Source organism: Nocardia cyriacigeorgica, from assembly GCF_029868385.1.
Classification (GTDB): Bacteria; Actinomycetota; Actinomycetes; order Mycobacteriales; family Mycobacteriaceae; genus Nocardia; species Nocardia cyriacigeorgica_F.
In genome coordinates this window covers 19,544-38,384 of sequence record NZ_JARWNX010000029.1, presented here as the reverse complement: position 1 = coordinate 38,384, position 18,841 = coordinate 19,544, and the positions used below count along the sequence as shown (strand labels likewise).

The 18,841-nt window shown below is 66.5% G+C and carries 17 protein-coding genes; 4 read left to right on the top strand and 13 right to left on the bottom strand.

Annotated features, from left to right (window positions below):
- The first annotated feature begins 97 nt into the window (after positions 1 to 97).
- Complete coding sequence (locus tag QH168_RS05955; protein ID WP_280233448.1) at positions 98 to 2,290, top strand: cytochrome P450; 2,193 nt, start codon at positions 98 to 100, stop codon at positions 2,288 to 2,290.
- Positions 2,291 to 2,740: 450 nt separating this feature from the next.
- Here the strand turns inward: QH168_RS05955 and QH168_RS05950 are convergent, their stop codons facing one another.
- From QH168_RS05950 to QH168_RS05940, 3 genes are all read right to left on the bottom strand, one after another.
- The gene (locus tag QH168_RS05950) at positions 2,741 to 4,357 is read right to left on the bottom strand and encodes an FAD-dependent oxidoreductase (RefSeq protein WP_280233447.1); all 1,617 of its coding nucleotides are present in this window, start codon (positions 4,355 to 4,357) and stop codon (positions 2,741 to 2,743) included.
- Positions 4,358 to 4,470: 113 nt separating this feature from the next.
- On the bottom strand, positions 4,471 to 5,181 hold the full coding sequence (locus QH168_RS05945) for a GAP family protein (RefSeq protein WP_280233446.1): 711 nt from the start codon (positions 5,179 to 5,181) through the stop codon (positions 4,471 to 4,473).
- Positions 5,178 to 5,780, bottom strand: coding sequence for a TetR/AcrR family transcriptional regulator (locus QH168_RS05940; RefSeq protein ID WP_280233445.1), 603 nt, complete (start codon positions 5,778 to 5,780; stop codon positions 5,178 to 5,180). The genes QH168_RS05945 and QH168_RS05940 overlap by 4 nt, the downstream gene beginning before the upstream one ends.
- A 31-nt stretch (positions 5,781 to 5,811) precedes the next feature.
- Between QH168_RS05940 and QH168_RS05935 the strand changes: the two genes are divergently transcribed.
- Positions 5,812 to 5,973: a hypothetical protein gene (locus QH168_RS05935; RefSeq protein WP_280233444.1), complete on the top strand. Its 162-nt coding sequence runs from the start codon at positions 5,812 to 5,814 to the stop codon at positions 5,971 to 5,973.
- 102 nt (positions 5,974 to 6,075) lie between these two features.
- On the opposite strand, the gene QH168_RS05930 is transcribed toward QH168_RS05935, so the two are convergent.
- The 3 genes from QH168_RS05930 to QH168_RS05920 form a co-directional block, all read right to left on the bottom strand.
- Positions 6,076 to 6,399: a YciI family protein gene (locus QH168_RS05930; RefSeq protein WP_280233443.1), complete on the bottom strand. Its 324-nt coding sequence runs from the start codon at positions 6,397 to 6,399 to the stop codon at positions 6,076 to 6,078.
- Between the two features lie 239 nt (positions 6,400 to 6,638).
- On the bottom strand, positions 6,639 to 7,094 hold the full coding sequence (locus QH168_RS05925; RefSeq protein WP_280233442.1) for a nitroreductase family deazaflavin-dependent oxidoreductase: 456 nt from the start codon (positions 7,092 to 7,094) through the stop codon (positions 6,639 to 6,641).
- 10 nt (positions 7,095 to 7,104) lie between these two features.
- A complete protein-coding gene (locus tag QH168_RS05920; protein WP_280233441.1) occupies positions 7,105 to 7,869 on the bottom strand; it encodes an SDR family oxidoreductase in 765 nt (254 codons plus the stop codon).
- A gap of 115 nt (positions 7,870 to 7,984) precedes the next feature.
- On the opposite strand from QH168_RS05920, the gene QH168_RS05915 reads away from it, so the two are divergent.
- Positions 7,985 to 11,182 (top strand): BTAD domain-containing putative transcriptional regulator, encoded by a 3,198-nt coding sequence (locus QH168_RS05915; RefSeq protein WP_280233440.1) that lies wholly within the window; start codon positions 7,985 to 7,987, stop codon positions 11,180 to 11,182.
- Between the two features lie 323 nt (positions 11,183 to 11,505).
- Entirely contained in the window at positions 11,506 to 13,182 is a 1,677-nt protein-coding gene (locus QH168_RS05910; RefSeq protein ID WP_280233439.1) for a hypothetical protein, read from the top strand.
- On the opposite strand, the gene QH168_RS05905 is transcribed toward QH168_RS05910, so the two are convergent.
- The 7 genes from QH168_RS05905 to QH168_RS05875 form a co-directional block, all read right to left on the bottom strand.
- Positions 13,172 to 13,966 carry a zeta toxin family protein gene (locus QH168_RS05905; protein ID WP_280233437.1) on the bottom strand — a complete coding sequence of 265 codons (795 nt, stop codon included), beginning with the start codon at positions 13,964 to 13,966 and terminating at the stop codon, positions 13,172 to 13,174. The genes QH168_RS05910 and QH168_RS05905 overlap by 11 nt on opposite strands.
- Positions 13,967 to 13,995: 29 nt before the next feature.
- Positions 13,996 to 14,928, bottom strand: a complete 933-nt coding sequence (locus tag QH168_RS05900; RefSeq protein ID WP_280233436.1) for a zeta toxin family protein — start codon at positions 14,926 to 14,928, stop codon at positions 13,996 to 13,998.
- A 254-nt stretch (positions 14,929 to 15,182) separates the two neighbouring features.
- Entirely contained in the window at positions 15,183 to 15,611 is a 429-nt protein-coding gene (locus QH168_RS05895; RefSeq protein WP_280233435.1) for a hypothetical protein, read from the bottom strand.
- The gene (locus QH168_RS05890) at positions 15,608 to 15,748 is read right to left on the bottom strand and encodes a hypothetical protein (protein WP_280233434.1); all 141 of its coding nucleotides are present in this window, start codon (positions 15,746 to 15,748) and stop codon (positions 15,608 to 15,610) included. Before QH168_RS05890 ends, QH168_RS05895 begins: the two co-directional genes overlap by 4 nt.
- Before the next feature lie 319 nt (positions 15,749 to 16,067).
- The gene (locus tag QH168_RS05885; protein WP_280233433.1) at positions 16,068 to 16,649 is read right to left on the bottom strand and encodes a TetR/AcrR family transcriptional regulator; all 582 of its coding nucleotides are present in this window, start codon (positions 16,647 to 16,649) and stop codon (positions 16,068 to 16,070) included.
- Between the two features lie 9 nt (positions 16,650 to 16,658).
- On the bottom strand, positions 16,659 to 17,081 hold the full coding sequence (locus QH168_RS05880) for a VOC family protein (protein ID WP_280233432.1): 423 nt from the start codon (positions 17,079 to 17,081) through the stop codon (positions 16,659 to 16,661).
- A gap of 211 nt (positions 17,082 to 17,292) precedes the next feature.
- Positions 17,293 to 18,687: a hypothetical protein gene (locus QH168_RS05875; RefSeq protein WP_280233431.1), complete on the bottom strand. Its 1,395-nt coding sequence runs from the start codon at positions 18,685 to 18,687 to the stop codon at positions 17,293 to 17,295.
- Positions 18,688 to 18,841: the final 154 nt, after the last annotated feature.

The window sequence follows — 18,841 nt, the reverse complement described above, 5'->3', positions numbered from 1 at the left end:
GACGAGCCGGCCGCGATCGGGACCGTTCTGCCCCAAGCGTTCCCGATGTCAATCCATACCTTATCTGCGCCGTGCTCGCCTGTTTCCGCCTCAGGGAATGACCGGACGGCTCGACTATGGTTACACAGTGCATGTTGCAATATTCGTCGACTATATGCCCGCAATTCATTCCGATATCCGCACGGTAATCGACTCACTCTGCAACGGCCTCGAAAGCGGGGGGCATCAGGTGACCTTGTTTGTCGCCGCCGGTCCGGAGGAACGCACCACAGCGCATGTGGTGCCGTTGGAGACAATCGGCAGGTTTGCGGTGAAGCATATCCCGATCGTGTTGCCCACCAAACGGAACGCGGACCTGATTGATAATGCATTCGCCGCTCGCGGGCCGATCGATCTAGTACACACCCACACTGTCCACGGCGTTGCGATCGCCGGTGCAAGGGCCGCACGCCGGCATCGGATTCCACTGGTGCATACCGTGCATGCCAGTGGCGATACGCCGATCGAACACTTCGCAGCTGTGCCCTACCCGGCGACGCTGGTACTGCAGGCCCTGTTCGGTCGATCCGCGCACCGTCGGCGGCGGAATCCGGCACCCACGGAAAAACGTGCGGTCCGGCATGCCTGGCGTGTACTTGTCGAGCATGCGCAGGAAGCCGACCAGGTCATCGCGCCGACTCGGCGTGTCGTCGACCGACTGCTTGCGCACGGGGTGGCCCGCGCCGTCGAGATCGCGCCCCGAGGCACCGGTGACGAACTGCCTGGGGACTGCATGAGCACTGCGGACCCGTCGCCGTCAGCGATTGCCGAGGCCATCGAGAAGTTCGCCTGCGATCGGACCGCGCTCGACGAAATACGGAACGCGGCGGCGACGCATCGTGCTGCGGTGCGGTATGCCGAGCGGATGCTGCACACCTATCGGCAGGTCACTGCGCGAGACGCAGGCAGCCCGGAACAGCAAATGCCACAGAGCCTTTCCGAGGTGCCCGTCGCGCCTGGTGGATGGCCCCTGGTAGGGCACAGTCTGCGCGCGCTGCGCGACGCCCGCGGATTCGTCACCGCGCTCTCGGACCTGGGGCCGGTGGTTCGGGTCCGATTCGGTCAGAAGAGCGGCTATCTGCTGACGACGCCGGATCTGGTACGCGAAGTCGGTCTTGGTGCCGAGGTGGATCGGGAAGATCTCCGCGAAGCGATCGAAGACCTCGCGGGGAGCTCGGTGAATGTGCTGCGTGGTGAGGAACACAAGGCGCGGCGCCGGATGATCGGCCCGGCCCTGCGGCAGGCGCGTCTCGCGGTTTATGCCGAATCGGCGGCGGATATCGCTGAACGTTGGTCGGCGGGCCTACCCGCGGATGGGCGAGTGAACCTCATGGCAGAGGCGAACGGCCTGATCCTGGATACCATGACCGCCACCCTGTTCACCGCCGATTTCAGCGATGACGTGCGCCGCCGGATCGGTGCCACCGTGCCCTCGCTGCTCAGCGAGATCATCGTGCGGACCGCGCTGCCGCCGCAGGTACGGCGGCTGCGGATATTCGCCAACCGGCGGTGGCGGCGCGAGGCGCGGGAACTGCGCGCTGCCATCGGTGGGATGGTCGCCGAGTATCGCCGCCGTGACGAGGACTTCCACGATGTGGTGTCTGCGCTCATCCGGCACACCGACGAGCGGGGTGACACGCTGTCCGATGATCACATCATCGATGATGTGATCATGATGCTGTCCGGGGGAATCGGAACGACGGCATCGATGGCAGGCTGGTTGTGGCATGAGGTCATGCGCAGGCCCGCCATCGCCGAGCGGCTCTACGCCGAACTCGACAGCGTAGTCGGTGGTGAGCCCGTTCGACCCGAGCATCTCACCCGGCTTCCCTATCTGAAACAGGTGGTGACAGAGACGCTCCGGTTCTGGGCTCCGTGGGTCAACGCGGTGACGGCCGATGGCGATATCGCCGTCGGCGGGCTCCTTGTTCCCGATGGCACCGCAATAATGTCCAGCCCCTATATGATTCAGCACGATAGACGCTATTTCGCCAACCCGGAAGCATTCGACCCGGACCGTTGGTCTCCGGAGCGTATCGGTGAGCTGGACAAGAAGTCCAACCTGTGGTTCGGTGTCGGCCGCCGAAGGTGCCCGGGCGAACATTTCGGGAACCTGGAGATCGCCCTTGCCTCTGCCGCACTGCTGTCCCGCTGGCGGCCCATTCCTGATCCGGATTACGCGGTGCGGGCCTTGACCAAAGATTTCGTTCTGTCGCCTTCGGCATTGCCGGTTACGCTGCATCCCCGGTGATAGAGCCGAATTCTGCGATAACGGAAACGGTCCATGGGTCATGCGCGAGCCCGCCGTCGAAGATCTCGCGTGGGTATTCCGCGTCGACGCAGTGCGGCCAGGGAGGTGGTGTGGTCGACGTCGAAATGATTGCCTACGTGTGCGAGTGTCCGGCCGAGTTCGTAGAGATGGACGGCGGTGTCGACTTGGTCGGAGAACGGGCCGCGACGGCGCATCGGTAGCCTGGTTGCGAATTCACAGGTGCGCGTCGAGCAGCCCACCTCCGAGGGCATCGACCGGTTTCATGGCGTTGCACACCACGCCGGGCATTGAACGCAAAACGGTCCCTCAACTTGTTGAGCGGGCGGTACCGGCATATGGCGGCGCATCAGCAGCAGACTGCACGCGAGATTCCGGTGACCGATGGCGCCGCGTGACGCATCACATGTAGTCCGATGACCGGGGCTTGGCTCAGTCGGGCGGTTGTACCGATAGGGCGTGCCGGAAGTGGTTTCGTGGATCCCACGTTCGCTTCACCTGTTGGAGCCGGGCGTAGTTCTTCCCGTAGTAGAGGGCGTGCCAGGGCACGGAGGAGGTGTTCTGTTCGGGGTCGGCCAGGTCGGGGTCGGGGTAGTTGATGTAACAGCCGCCGTTTCGGGCGTTGTGGGACGGTACGCCACTGGTTGTGGCGTATACCTCCCGGTAGAGGTCGCGTACCCACTGCTGATGTGCGGCGTCGTCCTCGGCAGACGAACCGGACGCGGTGAAGATGGCCTTGAGCACACAGTCGCGTTGCGCGACGGCGGTATCGCCAGGGCGGACGGCATTGACCTTGCCACCGGTGGAGACCAGCCACACCGCGCCCTGCGGCCCGGCTTCGGGCCGGGCGGACAGGGCTTGCCACAGCACCTGGATCTGCGCGTCGGTGAACCGGTCGCGCAGATACCCGGTCTTGACGACGAAGCGGGAGCCGAGAACTTCCTCACTGTCGCCCGCCGAGGTCTGGTTCTCGAGCCAGGGGCGGTACGCCTGCTCGAGGTGATGCGGTGCGCTCATGCCCGCGGTGAGAGCGGCGACGTAACCGGCCAGCGTGCGCTCGGCCTGCGGGCCGACCACCTGCCCCTTCACGATGACCGCGCCGAGTCTGGTCCCGAACAGCAGCAGCGCGCTGTGCAGGGCGGTGCCGGGGGAATCAGGCGCGCTGTTGGCGGCGTGCCATCGGCCGTGCTGGCGAACCAACCTGGTGAACGACTCATGGTCGAGCTGGTCCCATCCCCACACCAATTGGAAGTCCAGCACCATCGCGGGTGGGCGCGGCAGCAGGTGCCGCGGGTCGTCACCGGCCGCACCGGGTGTCCGCATCCAGTAACGGGTCAGCACGCCGAAATTGCCGCCGCCGCCTCCCGTATGCGCCCACCACAGGTCGCGGTTGGGATCATGGGACTCACAGGTGGCCACGCTGACCCGCACTGTGTTCGAGGCGTCGACGGTCACGACCTCGACGGCGTACAGGTGGTCGACGCCTAGCCCGTGCAGCCGCGACATCGCACCGTGCCCACCGCCCACGATATGCCCGCCTGCCCCCACCTCAGGGCAACTGCCGAGCGGGACGGTCACTCCCCACCCGAGGAACAGTCGCCGATACAGCTCTCCGAGCTGAATGCCCGGTTCGATCGCAAACGCCCGCAGAGCGGAGTCGTACCACAGGCCGGTCATCCCGGCCAGGTCGATGATGACCTCGGTATCGGGGTTGTCCACGAAGTCGGCGAAGCAACCTCCACCACTGCGGACGGCGATGCGTTTCCCAGCGCTCACAGCCTCGGCGACTGCGGCAACGACCTGGTCGGTAGAGGAGGCCATGTGAATGTAGTCCGGTGCGGCGCGAAACCGTTGGTTGGCGCCCCTGGCGACCAGATCGGGGTATCGGGTGTCGCGGCTACCCACCTTGTCCGCCGGTGGGTAGGTGGCGGGCGTCGCTGCGGTGGTCGACCGGGATACGGCCCAGCCGCCCACGCCGCCGGTGGCGAGGCCTCCCACCGCGCCGACGGTCAGACCGGCCAGAACGGCGCGGCGATCAGGCATGTTCATCGAACTTCCTCCTCCTGGAAGCAGCTCATATACAAAGACGGTGGACGTGCCGGGCGCCCCAGGCGAGGACGAGATGCCTGAAGCCGCGCGCGGATCCGGAAGTCAGCCGAACATCACCTTCCGGCAACCAGCAGGTTGACGACCGCGTTGACGGCCAGGGCGATGCCGAGGCCGCCGACGGTCCAGCCCAGCAGTTTGGCGCTGTTCTTGGTGAGCCATGCGTTGAGCCGCTGCAGGAGCGGATCCATCCGCTGATGGGCGGCGAGCCTCGCAATGGCCAGGGCCGCAGCCGGGACCACCATAATCGCGCAGTATCCGGCGAGGACTCCGCCAGTGAGTTGCCAGTCGAGGCCGGCGTCGGCGATCAGCGCGATCGCGGCCAGGTAGGGCAGCATTGTGGCCAACTCCAGAGCGGCCGCCACGGTGGCCAGACTCATCAGCGCCCGTGCGCTGCCCGAGCCCGTCATCGCCCGTGTCCGCCATCGGTGGACTTTGCCCGGCTCGTCGCCTTGACGGCGGGCCCGGGCCTCCAGTCGGTAGCTCCATACGATGATCAACACACCGGCGGTGAGCTGCCCGATCCGAAGCGGAAGCGAAGGGACTTCTGCAAGCGCGCGTTGTACGGTTCCCAGCGCTGCATTGGCGCCGGTGGCCAGCAGAATGCCCACCAGGAAATAGAACAGTGCCACGGTGGCGAGGTAGATGAAGATCCGCCCGGTACGTAGCCGGCCCGGCGTCAGCAGCAGCCAGATCGGAATCAGCAGTGTCCCGAAACTTGTGCTGTCGAGCAGGCTGAGCCCTGTCAGCCCCACCACGAGTGTCATCCGTGCCTGCCTCGGTCAAACAGCCGATCGATGTAGGCCCGCAGCGCCGCACGCGAACTCGCGGCGTCGAAGCTGTTGGTGGCCACGTGATGCAGGCACAGCCCGTCCACGAAAGCCGCTAACGCCGCGGCCTCGGCCCTGACATCGAACTCGGGCTCGAGCTCCCCGGCTCTTTGAGCCCCCTCGAAGGCCTCGGCGAGACCGTCGATCAGCTCGGTGACGCCCGCCTGGTGAATCGCGGCCATCTCCTGATCGGTGAGCGAGGCCTGGACGAAGCTCAGCCAGACGCCCAACTCCTTCTCTCGCTCAGGTTCCAGGGGCAGGATCTGCTCCATCAGCGCAATGACGATCTCCCGGACCGGAGGCACGATCGGGACTCGACGCAACCGCTCCTGCGTACGTCGACAGACGTGGTCGAACCCGAACCGCAGCAGTTCGTCCTTGGAGCGGAAATAGCGCTGCACCAGGCCCACCGACACCCCGGCCGTGGCCGCGACATCTGCCAGAGTGGTCCGTGCCAGCCCTCGCTCGGCGACTGTGGTCAGTAGTGCTTCGGCGACCTGAGTTCTTCGTTGCTCGGCATCGGCATGTCGGGTCACAGATAGAATAGTATCATATTATTTTAGTTAGATGATTCTCCAGCGCCATCACTTCTGGTGCCTACTGGACATCGCGGAGATCATATGGTCGGTCGCCCGCGCGGTCATGTCGGTGGGCGCGACCGAATCCGGCCTTCGCCCCGCTGCCGAACTAGCGGCGGCCGAAGAGGTCACCGAGTCGACCGCGCGATGAAGAACTGCAGCATGAACATCGCGCACAGCACTAGCCATGCACACACCGCCGCGGGCCTACCCGAGCTCGGGGCAGGCCCGCGGATCCACGCTCACGCGCAGGTCAGAATTCGACTACCTGTCGTACTTCCACTCGGCCGTACCGTGCGGTGGGGATGCGCTGCGCCCACGAGACGGCCGTGTCCTCATCGGAGACCTCGAGGACGTAGAACCCTGCCGCTACGACACCGGAAACCCCCTTGTCGACGGTGGCATCACCGTCGCGCACTTCGATCACCTTGGCGTCGTCACCAGGATGGAACCCGGCCTCGTGGACGAAGATCCCGGCTTCCTTGACCTGGTTGTCGAACTCGATCCATTCCTGGACCTCGTCGTCGGTCTGCCGGGAGGTGGCAGGATCGTGGGCGTAGATCAACGTGTACTTCATGGTGTTCGGTTCCTTCGATCATCTTCTGTCAACCACTGTTCGTTATCGACTCAATCCAGCTGGATCGCGCCATTCGATCTTGTAGACGCTGAGGGAGGCCCGAATTCATCGGTAGTCCGCGATCGCGGACCACACCGAATGCCCTGCGGCTGCACATCGAGAAGCCGGCCGTTGCCGCCGAATAACACCGGCTTGCCCGGCCCGGCCATCGTGCTGCCATTGCGGGCGCGATGTGCAGGCTATGCAGTCCGCACCCGTTCCAGTACGACGACCGGAATCGTGCGCCTGCTGCGTGCCGCATAGGTGTGATAGACGGGCGCCATATCGGTCATCAGATCCCACAGACGTTGCCGCTGCGCGCCTTCGGCGGTGCGGGCCACCGCGGTGAACCGCTCGGCGAGGATCTGCACCTGGACCAGCGGCTGCGCGATCAGGTTGAGATACCACTGCGGATGGGTGTGGGTGATGGCCGAACCCGAGGCGACGAGGATGTAGCGGTCGTTGTCCTCGCCGAAGAACAACCCGGTGCGGTGCAACCTGCCGGTGGTCCGGCCGCGATGGGTGAGGATCAGATTCGGTGAACCTCCTTCCAGATAACCACTGGCTCCGTCGGTCGCGAGATAGCGGCGCACATGCTCGGCCACCGACGGATCGGGGCTGTCGCGGACGGCGTCGCGGGTGAGATCGTCGGACATCGCCACGACCTCAGTGCGCGACCGGCAGGCCCTGGGCGAAGCCACCGTCCACCGCGAGCTCGACATTGGTGCTGAAGGTGGCCTCGGCGGCAAGGAACAACGCCGCGGCCGCGACCTCTTCCACGGTGCCGGTCCGGCGCAGCGGCGTGGATTCGTGACCCTGCCGCACGAACTCGGCACGCTCCTGCTCGCTGAGGCCGGGTACGCCCATCGTCGGCGTCTCGATGAAGCCGGGCGCCACCGAGTTCACTCGGATCTTGCGCGGCAACAGTTCGGCGGCCAGCACATGCGCGAAGGCCCGCACCGCTTCCTTGGAGGCGGAGTAGGCGCTCAATCCCGGGAAGATCAGGTCGTTGCCGACCGTGGTGAACACAATGGAGCCGCCGTCGGCCAGCAGCGGAGCCAGTGCCTGCACGGTGAAGAAGGCGCCCTTGGTGTTGACGGTGAAGTGGCGGTCCCATGCCTCTTCGGTCACCTCGGCGAGTTCGGCGAACGCGGCGATACCGTGGTTGACGAACAGGTGGTCGATATGGCCGAGCCGCTCCCGCGCGGTATCGGCCAACGCCGCGACATCCGCCATGCTCGCGGCATCGGAGCGCACCACATGCGCGGCCTGCCCGGCGAGTTCGGTGCGTGCCTCTTCGAGGGTCTGCTCGTTACGGCCGGTGAGGACCACCTCGGCGCCGGCATCGAGCAGGGCCTTGACGATCGCCAGCCCCATCCCGTGGGTGCCGCCGGTGACGAGTGCCTTCTTGCCGGTGAGGTTGCTGCTCATGTCGAATCTCCTGGTTCGGTTGTCGTGCGGACACCGACGACTGTGCGATGCGGCGCTGTCGATTCGCTGTCGGTCGGCTCTCGGTCCGCATGCGGACGTCGATTACGCTGGTCCGGTGCGTTTCGGGGTTCTTGGTCCGCTCACCGTGTGGGCCGCGGACGGCACGGTGGTGCCGGTGCCGGAGAAGAAGGTCCGTACGCTGCTGGCGATCCTGCTGCTGGGACCCGGCCGGGTGGTCTCGGCCGACCGGCTGATCGACGGGATATGGGGTACGCAGGTTCCGGCCCGCCCGGACGGTGCGTTGCAGACGCTGGTGTCGCGGCTGCGCCGGGCACTGGGTGCGGCGGGATCCGGCCTTGTGGTGCGCCGTGCCAACGGTTATCTGCTCGATATCGCGGCCGATGCGGTCGACGCGGGACGCTTCCTCACCGCGGTCGAAGCGGCCCGACAGGCCGGTGAGCCCCGGCAGCGGGTGGCCGGATTCGTCGACGCCTTGGCGCAGTGGCGCGGCGACGCCTTCGCCGATATCGCCGATGAACCACTGGCCCTGAGCACAGTGACACGGCTGAACGAGCAACGCTTGCTCGTCCTGGAGGAGCTGGCCGATACCCGGCTGCTGCTGGGCGAATACGGTGCACTCGCCGCTGAACTGCCCGACCTCGTCGAGCAGCACCCATTGCGGGAACGGCTGCGCGCGACCCAGATGCGGGCACTGCACGGCGCTGGACGTGTCGCCGAGGCTCTAGCCGTCTTCCGCGATGTGCGTCGCCGTCTCGACACCGAACTCGGCCTCGAGCCCGGCCCCGCGCTCACCGAACTCCACGAGCAGATCCTGCGCGCCGACCCCGCGGCGCTACCTGCCGCGCCCATCCCTGCCGAGATCACTCCGCGCACGAACCTGCCCGCGCCGACCACCGACCTCATCGGCCGCCGATCGGACCTGGCGCACGTGCGCGCATTGCTGAGCACCGAACGGCTGGTGACATTGGCCGGGCCCGGCGGCGTCGGCAAGACCCGGCTCGCAGTCGCGGCGGCGAGCGAAACCTCGCACGACTACGCCCACGGCGTCCGGCTGGTGGAACTCGGCGGCCACACCGTAGCGAACGAGGAGATCGACGGACTCGCCGATATCGTGGCGGCGGCATTGGGGATTCGCGACGATGCGCTGATTCCCGACCGGCCCGCGCTGTCGTCGCAAGACCGGATGGTGCAGGCGTTACGCGATCGCGAGCTGCTGATCGTGCTGGACAACTGCGAGCATGTGATCGGTGCCGTTGCCGCGCTGGTGCGGCTGCTGCTGGACCGGGCGCCAACGGTGCGTGTGCTGGCCACCAGCCGGGAGCCGCTCGGAATCGCCGGTGAAAGCCTGTGGCAGGTGCAGCCGCTCGATGTGCCCGCACCGGGCGCCTCGCTCGAAGCGGTGCTGCGCTCGGGTGCGGTCCGGCTGTTCGCGGAGCGGGCCGCCGCGGCGGTGCCGGGATTCGTCCTCGATGCCGACAATGCCGCCGCCGTGGCGACCGTATGCCGCCGGATGGATGGGCTTCCCCTCGCTCTGGAATTGGCGTCGACCCGGGTCCGGGTTCTCGGACCCGAGCGCCTCGCCGAACGGCTCGACGACCGGTTCGGCCTGCTCACCGGCGGCCGCCGCGATGCGCCGCCGCGTCAACAGACCCTGCGCGCGGTGATCGATTGGAGCTGGGAGTTGCTGACCGCGGCCGAGCAGACGGTGCTGCGGCGGCTGGCCATCCACGCCGATGGATGCACACTCGATGCCGCCGAACAGTTGTGCGCCGGCGCCGGGGTGAGTTCGGTGGAGGTGCTCGATCTCCTTGCGCGGCTGGTGGATCGGTCGCTGGTGGTGGTCACCCATGACGGCGAACCCCGGTATCGCCTGCTCGAATCGATCGGCGCCTACGGTATCGAACGGCTGCGCGGGTATCCGGCCGCCGAGCCCTACCGGACCGAATACGACCGGCTGCGGTATGCACACGCAGCTCATTACACCGATTTCGCCGAGCAGGCCGCCACCCACCTGCGCGGTCCGCGGCAGCGGTACTGGCTGGACCGGTTGGACGCCGAATCCGCCAATCTGCGCCGCGCGCTCGACACGGCAACCGATTCCGGCGATGCCACGCTGGCACAGCGGCTGACGCTGGCACTGACCTGGTACTGGTTCCTGCGCGGGCGACTGGGCGAAGCCCGGCGGTCGATCACCCGCGCACTCGCGGTGCCCGAACCGGCTGCGGCGGCCGATTCGCCGCGCGCACGGTTGGCAGTCTGGCGCGCCGCGATGGCGCTACTGGCCGGCGAGGGAGCCGCATCCACGGATGCGGGCACTCCGCTGCGCTTGTTCGACGCGCTGGCGCCGGATGAACGGGCCGGGCCGGGTTGGTTTCTCGGATATGCCGTCACGATGTTCGGTGTCATGGACGATGCCGTGCAGATCATCGACCGTGTCCTGGACGAGATACCCGCCGGTGACGACAGCTGGACCACGGCTGCGGCCCACACCGTCCGTGCGATCCAACGTTATTCCCGTGGTGAACTCGATGCGGCCCGTATCGATGCCGAACAGGCCATGATCTTGTTCGGCGACGAGCATTGGGGCCGGTTACAGGCCACCGCGGTGCTGGGCCGGTTGCACGAGATCCGCGGTGAGTACGGCGAAGCCGAGGCCCGGTATCGAGCCGGGGTTCGGATCGCCGAGGATTTGGGATTGTGGACCGAGGCGGCGGCGCACTGGTCGCAGCTGGGCCGGATCGCCCTGCTCCGCCAGGATTTCGACTGCGCCGACGAGCTACACGAACGGGCCCGCCGCCTGGCGGCGGCGCACGGTGACCGGCCGGCGCTGGAAACCGCGGAGGTGGGGCTGGCGATGAGTGCTCGCCGCCGCGGCGACCTCGATACCGCCGACGAGCTGCTGCGCCCCTGGCTGGACTGGAATCTCGGCTTCGACGCGGCCAATGGTGCCGCCCTCATCCTCGCCGAACTCGGTTTCATCGCCGAACTGCGCGGCGACGCCGCCACCGCGCTCGCCTTGCACGAGCGCGGCCGGGCAGCCGCCGAACGCACCGGCGACCCGCGTGCGGTCGCCCTGGCGCTGGAAGGGCTCGCCGGCGCACACACCGCGGCCGGCGCCCTCGAACCGGCGGCCCGGCTGCTCGACACCGCCACCCGCATGCGCGCATCGGTCGGCGCCGCCCTCCCGCCGGGTGAACGCGGCGACGTCGATCGCATCGTGGCACGGCTGCGTTCGGAGCTGGGTGACACCGATATCGGTTTCGACGCAGACAGCATCGGCGGCTCGTCGTAATCCGAGCGCTGGTGTGCACACTCGAGGTCTCGATGGGGCATTCCAGGAAACGCAGTGAACATCGGGGAGGATCTCGGTGCGATGCACGCTGGTGACGTGCTATGTGCCAGGGATGACCCCGAGCTCCGAATCCGGCAGTCCCGCCGGGGTGTTGCCCATAATGCCGCTGCCCTGATCCCCGACCCATCTGGGAACGTCGCAGGCGTCTCCAGCGAACACTTCTCGAGCCGGTGGTGTCCTCGAGACCGAGAAGCGTCGAGAATGTCCGCCGTGGCGATGACGTACCGTTGTTCTGTGTCCGATAGCTACTCGGTTTCCCCGGTGTGACGGTCGAGGTACCGCATGAGGTAGCTCTGTTCCTCAACCTCATCGGAGTCCCGTATCCGGACATCGATGAGGATCAGATCCGTGAACTCGCTCGGCAGGTAAGGGATTTCGCCACACGGGTCGCGGATACCCACGAGTCGGCGACCAGCGCGATCCAACAGATGGGCTCGGTGTACTCGGGCTACTCCTACGAGGGGCTGGTGGCGGCATGGGCGCGGATGAGTGCCGACCATATGGCCAGTCTCGACCATGCGTGCCGGATCGCTGCGCAGATACTCGACGCGACTGCGCAGGTGATCGTCGTGGTGAAAACCGTCGTGCTGGTCGAACTCACGGCATTGGCGTCCGGTTACCTCGCCCTGATGGCTGCCTCGGCAGCGACCGCCGGGGGGTCGGCGGTGCTCGCCGCCATGGTCCGGCAAGCCGTGACCAGAGTGGTATCGTCGATGGAGCAGATGCTGCTCGGCTACATCGTTGCGGAGGTGATCGGCAAGGCTATCGAGCCACTCGAGGATGTCGTCTCCCGCATCGTCATGGGTGTGGTCGGCAAGGTCGCCCACACCCTCGACGTGCCACCACGCCCGAACAACTCCGCACTGTTCGTTGAGCCGGATGAGGTACTGCGTTATGCCCAGGTGCTCGACGATTACGCCGACGACATCCTGGACCACGCCGTGCGGTTCGCCGATAATGTTGCGGCGCTGGACTTCACCACGTCATCCAGGCCAGCAGATCCGGGACACACGGCCCAATGGACACCACCCGGCCCGGCCATTTCGCCGCCCCCGGAGTCCACGGATCGAGCACCTGTCGCGCCGGTGCGGGCTGACGCGTTATCCGCGCCACCGCCGACAGACGTGTCGCCCTTGTGGCCTCGTGCGGATGTGTCGCTGCCGCAGGGACTGGACACCCTGCCCCTGCGGTCTACCGCGCCGCTCGGGCAGAGCTCGGCATCAGGGCCGGACTCAGTACCTGGACAGGACTCGATGCTCGGCCAGGGCCTGATACCAGCCCGAGGCTCGGACGAGCGGACAGGAATTGACGCGTCCCAGACGATGATCGCCCCGGTTCGTAGCTCGGTGGGATTCGTGCCCGACGCTCCGGCCGAGGCCAACGGAGGGGATCAGACGGGTAGGAGCGGCATACAGAACATGCTCGATCGTTCGGCGTACGCGGTCCGGGATATGCTCGGCGGGTCGACCGGCTCGATGCCCAGCGACAACACCGATTTCCGCACGGCCGACTCGGCCGCGACCGATGCCGGTCCGCATCGCCCCATGGCGGCACCGAATCCGGCCGATCAGAACGCGCCGTTCGGCGGCGACGGGTACGGGAATCTCCGACCGGACACTCCGAATCGCCCGCAGGCCGACGACATCGTGCAGTCCACGCCCTGGAGTCGGGCGAACCGGCCGGGCGAGTTGCGCCGCTCCCCGCAGCGGCCGGCGCGTCGTCACACCGAACGTCGCGGCGGTCCGGCCCCTCTTACACTCGGGAGCACTCCCTGGTCGACCAAGCTTGCCGCAGTCGCCCCGAAGACGAGGGTATTCGGTACACCGGTCGACCGGCCCCGGCGGCCGAGTCGTGGTGGCGAGGCCACCGGGACGCCGAATCGTCACTCTGCCCCCGCGCAGGCGATACCGAAATCTGCTGATACGGAATCTACTCCCTAACCGCGGGAGGGATATCCAGCACCGGCCAATTGCCACAGCGGCAGCGGTGGCGGACCGAGAGGGCATGATCGGCGGTTGTCTCTGCGACGATCAGCGCCTCTATCTCGACGCGGTATCCGGCAGCGCGGAACTCGTGGGCGTAAACATCCGCGGTGTTCGGACCACCGGTTCCGATCGCGAGCAGCACATTGCCGCGGTGGGAGATGGTGTGGTCGACCGCCATGACCACCCACTCCAGCAGATCGGGCCCGAGGACATCGTCGGCGTGGGCATCGTTGGCGAGGACGAGATCCCAGCAATGCGGGTGGTACGCGCGGTAGCTGCTCGGATCGATCAATGTCGGGGCAGCACCGTGCCAGTCGCGGTACCGGCGGCGCAGTACGGCGGTCTTCCCGGACCCAGGTGGGCCAGTGACTATCACTGCGACGGGCCCCACCTGCGGGCACGGGGTTCCGATCATTTCTGGCGCGATCCGATCCCAGAACACGGCGGCACGCGTTTCTCGGTCGAGTCGGTGGGTACGCGACCGGCTTCGTGCGGGCGTGTTCGGCCTCGGTGCCTCGACCTTGCTCGCCAGGATGGTGCCGTAGTCACGAATCGCCTCGTCTACCGCTGCGGTGTTCTGGGGGTCGAGTTCGGCTAGCTCGGCCAGGTACGCCCGACGTAGCGACCGCATATCCTCGCGCACTCCGATGTCGTCGGCTCGTGCGGCCAGCGTCTCGACCGCGGTGCACTGCGCCATGAGGCTGGTGAAGATATCTACCGCAGCCTCATAGTGCAGCATCCGCTGCCATTGCGAAGACGGCCCGGCCACTACAGCAGTCCCGCGAATCGGCCGAGCAGTGGGATCGCCGACTGCTTGATCACGTGGGCCTCCGTCGTCAGGCGTTGCCAGACCGGTTCCTCCTCGGGGCGAAGCTGTCGTCCGAGGGCGATACCCTCGTCCAGGTCCTTCATCTGACCGACGAAGCCGCGCTGCTCGACCGCGGTCATCGGTCGGTTTCGCTCGTACTCCATGAGTTCCGATCCCTCCGGGTGTTTGGACCAAGTACCCGACGACAGCCGGTGGTTCTCGAACAACACATCGGTGCGTGACCGCACCCGCAGGTTCTCGATCAATACCGGCGGCTCCGCGGATTCGAGGACTCGAACCAAGTCGGCAGAGCCGGTGTAGCACGCGTCCTGCGCACCGTTGGGAACGTATCGGCCAGTGCCGCGCTCCAGACGTTCGCGCAGGAACCGGTTCAGGTTGGACAGCCGACTCTGCAACCGGCGGACGGCGAGCGCCTCGACCTGTGATCTGTAGTCGTTGTCGTCGAACTTGCGCATGGTTCGAACCGTGCGCATGAGATCACCCACACCTTCTTCGAGGATGACGTTGTTGCGTTGGGCGATCGCACGGTCGATGGCCATATCGAGCCATCTCTGCGCCGTCGGATAGATGTGGTCGCCAGCGGTGAAATCGTCGCGGACTCGCAGTTCCGCGTACCGTGGGTGGATCTTCATCAGATCGTCGCCGATCAGCACGACAGCGCCGCCCCGGTCCCGGAAGGAGTCAGCGATCTGTCGAACGACCGTCGACTTGCCCGCTGCTGATTGACCGGTCACGACGACCAACTCGGGTCGCTGGAGGTTACCCCGGGCGTCGCCGAACGTTTCGGGAATGACTTTATCGTCGAAGCGGCGAGCCATCTCCCGATCGGACAGCACGAAGGTCTCGGCGACATCGCGGACTGTGCCTGCCAACCGATGCCCCGTATCCGAGAGGCTCCTACCTGCTCGGCCGACCGACGCCTCGATTCGGCGGGTTCCTTCGCGTAGCGCAACAACGGCAGCCGTCACCGACGTATTCACTGGCGCTATTGTTCCACGTCCCAGTTCCAGGGGAGCCGGTACAAGGCAACGGCAGTATCGAAAGGACGCCCGACGACGTTCGTGGGCCGGTGACCTGACTCGGCGCGTGCTTGCCGTTCCGAGGCCGCGCTCTGCCTCAGTGCCGGTCAGGCAGCCAGAGGCTGGGCGGGCGCACGGTGGCAGCGGCAGGCCAATCGGCGCACCTCCATGCCCAGTGGCGCGGCGGCGAAATAGGTGGTTCGGTGGTCCTGTTCCACCGTGGTCACCACGGCCGGTGACGGCGCGAGACAGTCTGCGGTGGCCGCCGAGACCGGCTGCCAGGGGCCGAAACCGCGCAATTTGGCCGGTGGGGTCGGAAGCGGGGGAATGTCCACCTTCTGGCGCAGCGCGTCCGGGACATGGAAATAGCAATAGAACTCGGGTCGCAAACCGCCGGTGAGGTCGCGGGCGATGGCCGCCGCCTGTTCGTAACTCGGCGCCGGGATATATATCTGCGGATTGGCGCTCGGAATGACCGCCCACTGCCAGAGCGTGGTGGTGGCGTGCATGGCGATCCGGGTGTCCTGATCGGTCACTGCACCGCTCCGGTGACGATGACGCCGAGCACGACGACGAACGCCATGACGGTCGCGACCAGCAGCAGCGCGAAGCCGAGGCTGTCGAGTAGGCGGGAGAGCGAGAATCGGTGGTGTCGCTCGAGATGAATGTGCATGATTTCCGGCTCCATCCGATGTGCGGCGGTAGTGTGCCGAACGTCGTCGAGGCGACCGGTTCAACCGGTACTGATCAATTTGCTAGATGAATTCTATGAGCCATCTCCGACCAGTTATTCCCTCTGTTGGGCATAGTTTGGTCTGGGGAGGTTGTGTTGTTCGCGACTATTCGGTGTGAATTGCCTGTCAGTAACTTTGTTTCTTCCGGTGGTCCCGGAATTGTTGAAACTTGTTGTATGTCAACGAGGGTTTCCGAGTCGTCGCGAAGGTCGCCCAGGTGGCGGATGTGCCGAATGGGGCCGAGCAGATCGGGCGTGATTATCGAAGCCCGGCCTGTCCGGGTGTGATGGCTGCCAGGACCATGTCCACCGTGCGTTCGGCGAGGGACTCGGTGAGTGGCAGATGGCCGAACAGGGCGCGGTAGTACAGCGGGGCGGCCAGGGCGTCGAGGGTGAAGTCCATATCGATGCCCGGATCGATCTCGCCGCGCTCGATCGCCGAACGCAGTGCGGCGGCGGTAGTTTCGCGGCGGGGATCGAAGACGCGGCGGCGGAACTCGGCGGCGAGTTCGGGGTCGGAAGCGAGGTCGGCCACCAGGGCGGGGAGCGCGCGGCCGAGGGCGGTGCCCGACAGCGCGTGTACCAGCGTGGTCATACCGGCCACGAGATCGCCGCGCAGATCCCCGGTGTCGGGAGTCGGGGTGACGCCGAGTTGTCCGGCGACGGCCTCCACCACCAGGTGCTGTTTCGACGGCCAGCGTCGATACACCGCCGGTCGGTGGACGCCGGCCTCGGCGGCGACGGCCCCCATCGTGAGCTGCTGGTAGCCCACCGTGCCCAGCAACTCGACCGTCGCGGCCAGGATCGCCTCATCGATCCGAACATCCCTGGTGCGCACCATGCGCCCACCCTAGAAGACCGGTTTCGGCACCATCACCACCCGCCAACCATCCGGATCCTCGAAGGTGAGCGCGCCGACACCATCCCAGTACGGGTTCTCGGCCGCGACCGGTTCATGACCCGCGGCGGCCAACCGCTCGACCGCCTCATACATCCGGGCATCACCGTGAAAATACAGAACGAGCAGGTTATCGGCAGTCGGCGCCGGACATGGGCTGCCATCCACGTGCGTGGTGAATTCCAGGTGATAGTCCGTGCCGGGCAGCCCGAGCATCACCCCGTCGTACCCGGCGTGATTCTCGAACCGATAGAGCACGGGCAGGCCGAGGTGGTGTGCGTAGAACTGCTCGACTTCGGCGAGCCGGTCGGTGGGGCGGGCGATGCGGACTTGTGCGACCTCGAGGTCGGTCGGCCAGGGAGAAGTAGTAGTCACCTTCATAACGGTACAGCATGTACCGTTATGAAGGTAGACGTACTCGCGGACGCTGGCTCGCGTCTGGTCGCCGCGTGGTTCTCGGCTGGTTCCCCACTGTTGTCGTCGGAAACCGGCGGCGAGGATGGGGATTCGTCGGTCAGTAGAGCGGACGGCGCGCCGCACAGCGGCGTCTAGCCATTCGGCCGACGGCAGTCACCAGCCGACTCGACTACCGAACCAACGGCCGGTGCCGATCATTGAAGCGCTGCTCGAAACCCTCGATGTACTCACCCGGTGCGACCGAGGACGACGACTGTTCCAACACACCATCATCGGCCACGTAGAAGATGGCGCGACCGATGGAGATCTCGCCGTCGGGTACCGGTACGTACACCATCCAGCCGGTGCTGAGCCGGTGCGCGGTCAACTCCGACAACGGATATCCGGTCGTATCGAGTCCCCGGGTGACGATGTAGTCGCGTACGCGGCCGATCGCCGCGTCCTCGGGCAGTTGCTCGGGCAGCGTCGACACCAGACCGGCCAGCCCGAGCTGATAGAGCGCGCCGTCGATATCGAACCGGTCGCCGTCGAACACCGCGCCGAGTGTTTCCCGTGTCACCACTCCGGCTTCCGCCGCCGCGACCAGCGCCTCGGCTCGTTGTGAGATCTCGGCGCCGGGGGAATCCTCGACGAGCCTTGCGACAATGTTCGCGACGATATCGGCCGTCCACACTCCGGGAACGGCGGTGGCGCACTGTTCGGCACCCGGCGATTCGCCCCGATACCAGCGCCCGCCCTCCCACCAGTAGCAGAACGAGAGCATCCCCGTCGACGCCCGCGGGTTCAACACCGGATTCGCCACCCAGTCCGGCGCACCTGCATAGAGCCGCGGCAACGCCGCGTCCCCGTTGTATGCCGCATCCAACGTGGGCGCGTTCCATACCCCGCCCGACAGCACGGCCCGTCCACCCGGCAACACATGCAGCGTCGACCCGCTGCGCGCCGAGCCCTCGAAGATCCCCGTCCACGGAAGCAGCCGAGGACCCCACTGCGATTTCGCGGCCACGAATGCAGCACTCAGTGTCGCCCATCGTGCCCACATGACCGGAAACGGCGGAAACTCGTTGTCCGCGTGCACCGCCCACACCTGCTCCGCCCGATCCGACCGCGCCTGCTCGGCCGCCTGCTGCGGCGTACGCTGTTGACGATCGCCGTGCAGGGTATAGGCAGCCAGCCATACCGGCACCTGTTTGCGCGGGTAGGTCACCAGGTCGGCGCGGTAGGCCTCCGGTTCGAAGATCTGCTCATGGGGAAACGGCTCGGCGCCGTAGTCGTAGTCGACGGTGATCTCATCGGAGGCGGTCATCGATATCAGCAATCGCCACCACGGCCCCCTCGCCGATCCGACAGCATCGGCCCGCAACTTCCGGACATGTGCGAGCAGCGGCTCCGTCGGCGGAGCGGGGATCTGCTGGGTGCCGACGGTGTAGACGATCTGAGCGGTCTCGTCCGCGACGGTCATGGCGATTTCCGCGTCGACCCGAGTCCACCCGGCGGGGGCCTGCGTCCGCAACTCACGGGCGAGGGGGTGCTGGGCGGTCAGGTCATTCGGCTTATCAGCCACACCATTCTCCATCCGCAAGTGTTCGGCGTAAGCCGACGAAGGTGGCGCGGTGGCAACCTCGGCCGGCACTTATCGGTCATGGAACCACTCGGCAATCGAGCCGAGGCTGTGGGTCAGTATGTACTTGGGGATCCGTGGTCCCCATATGTGGCGA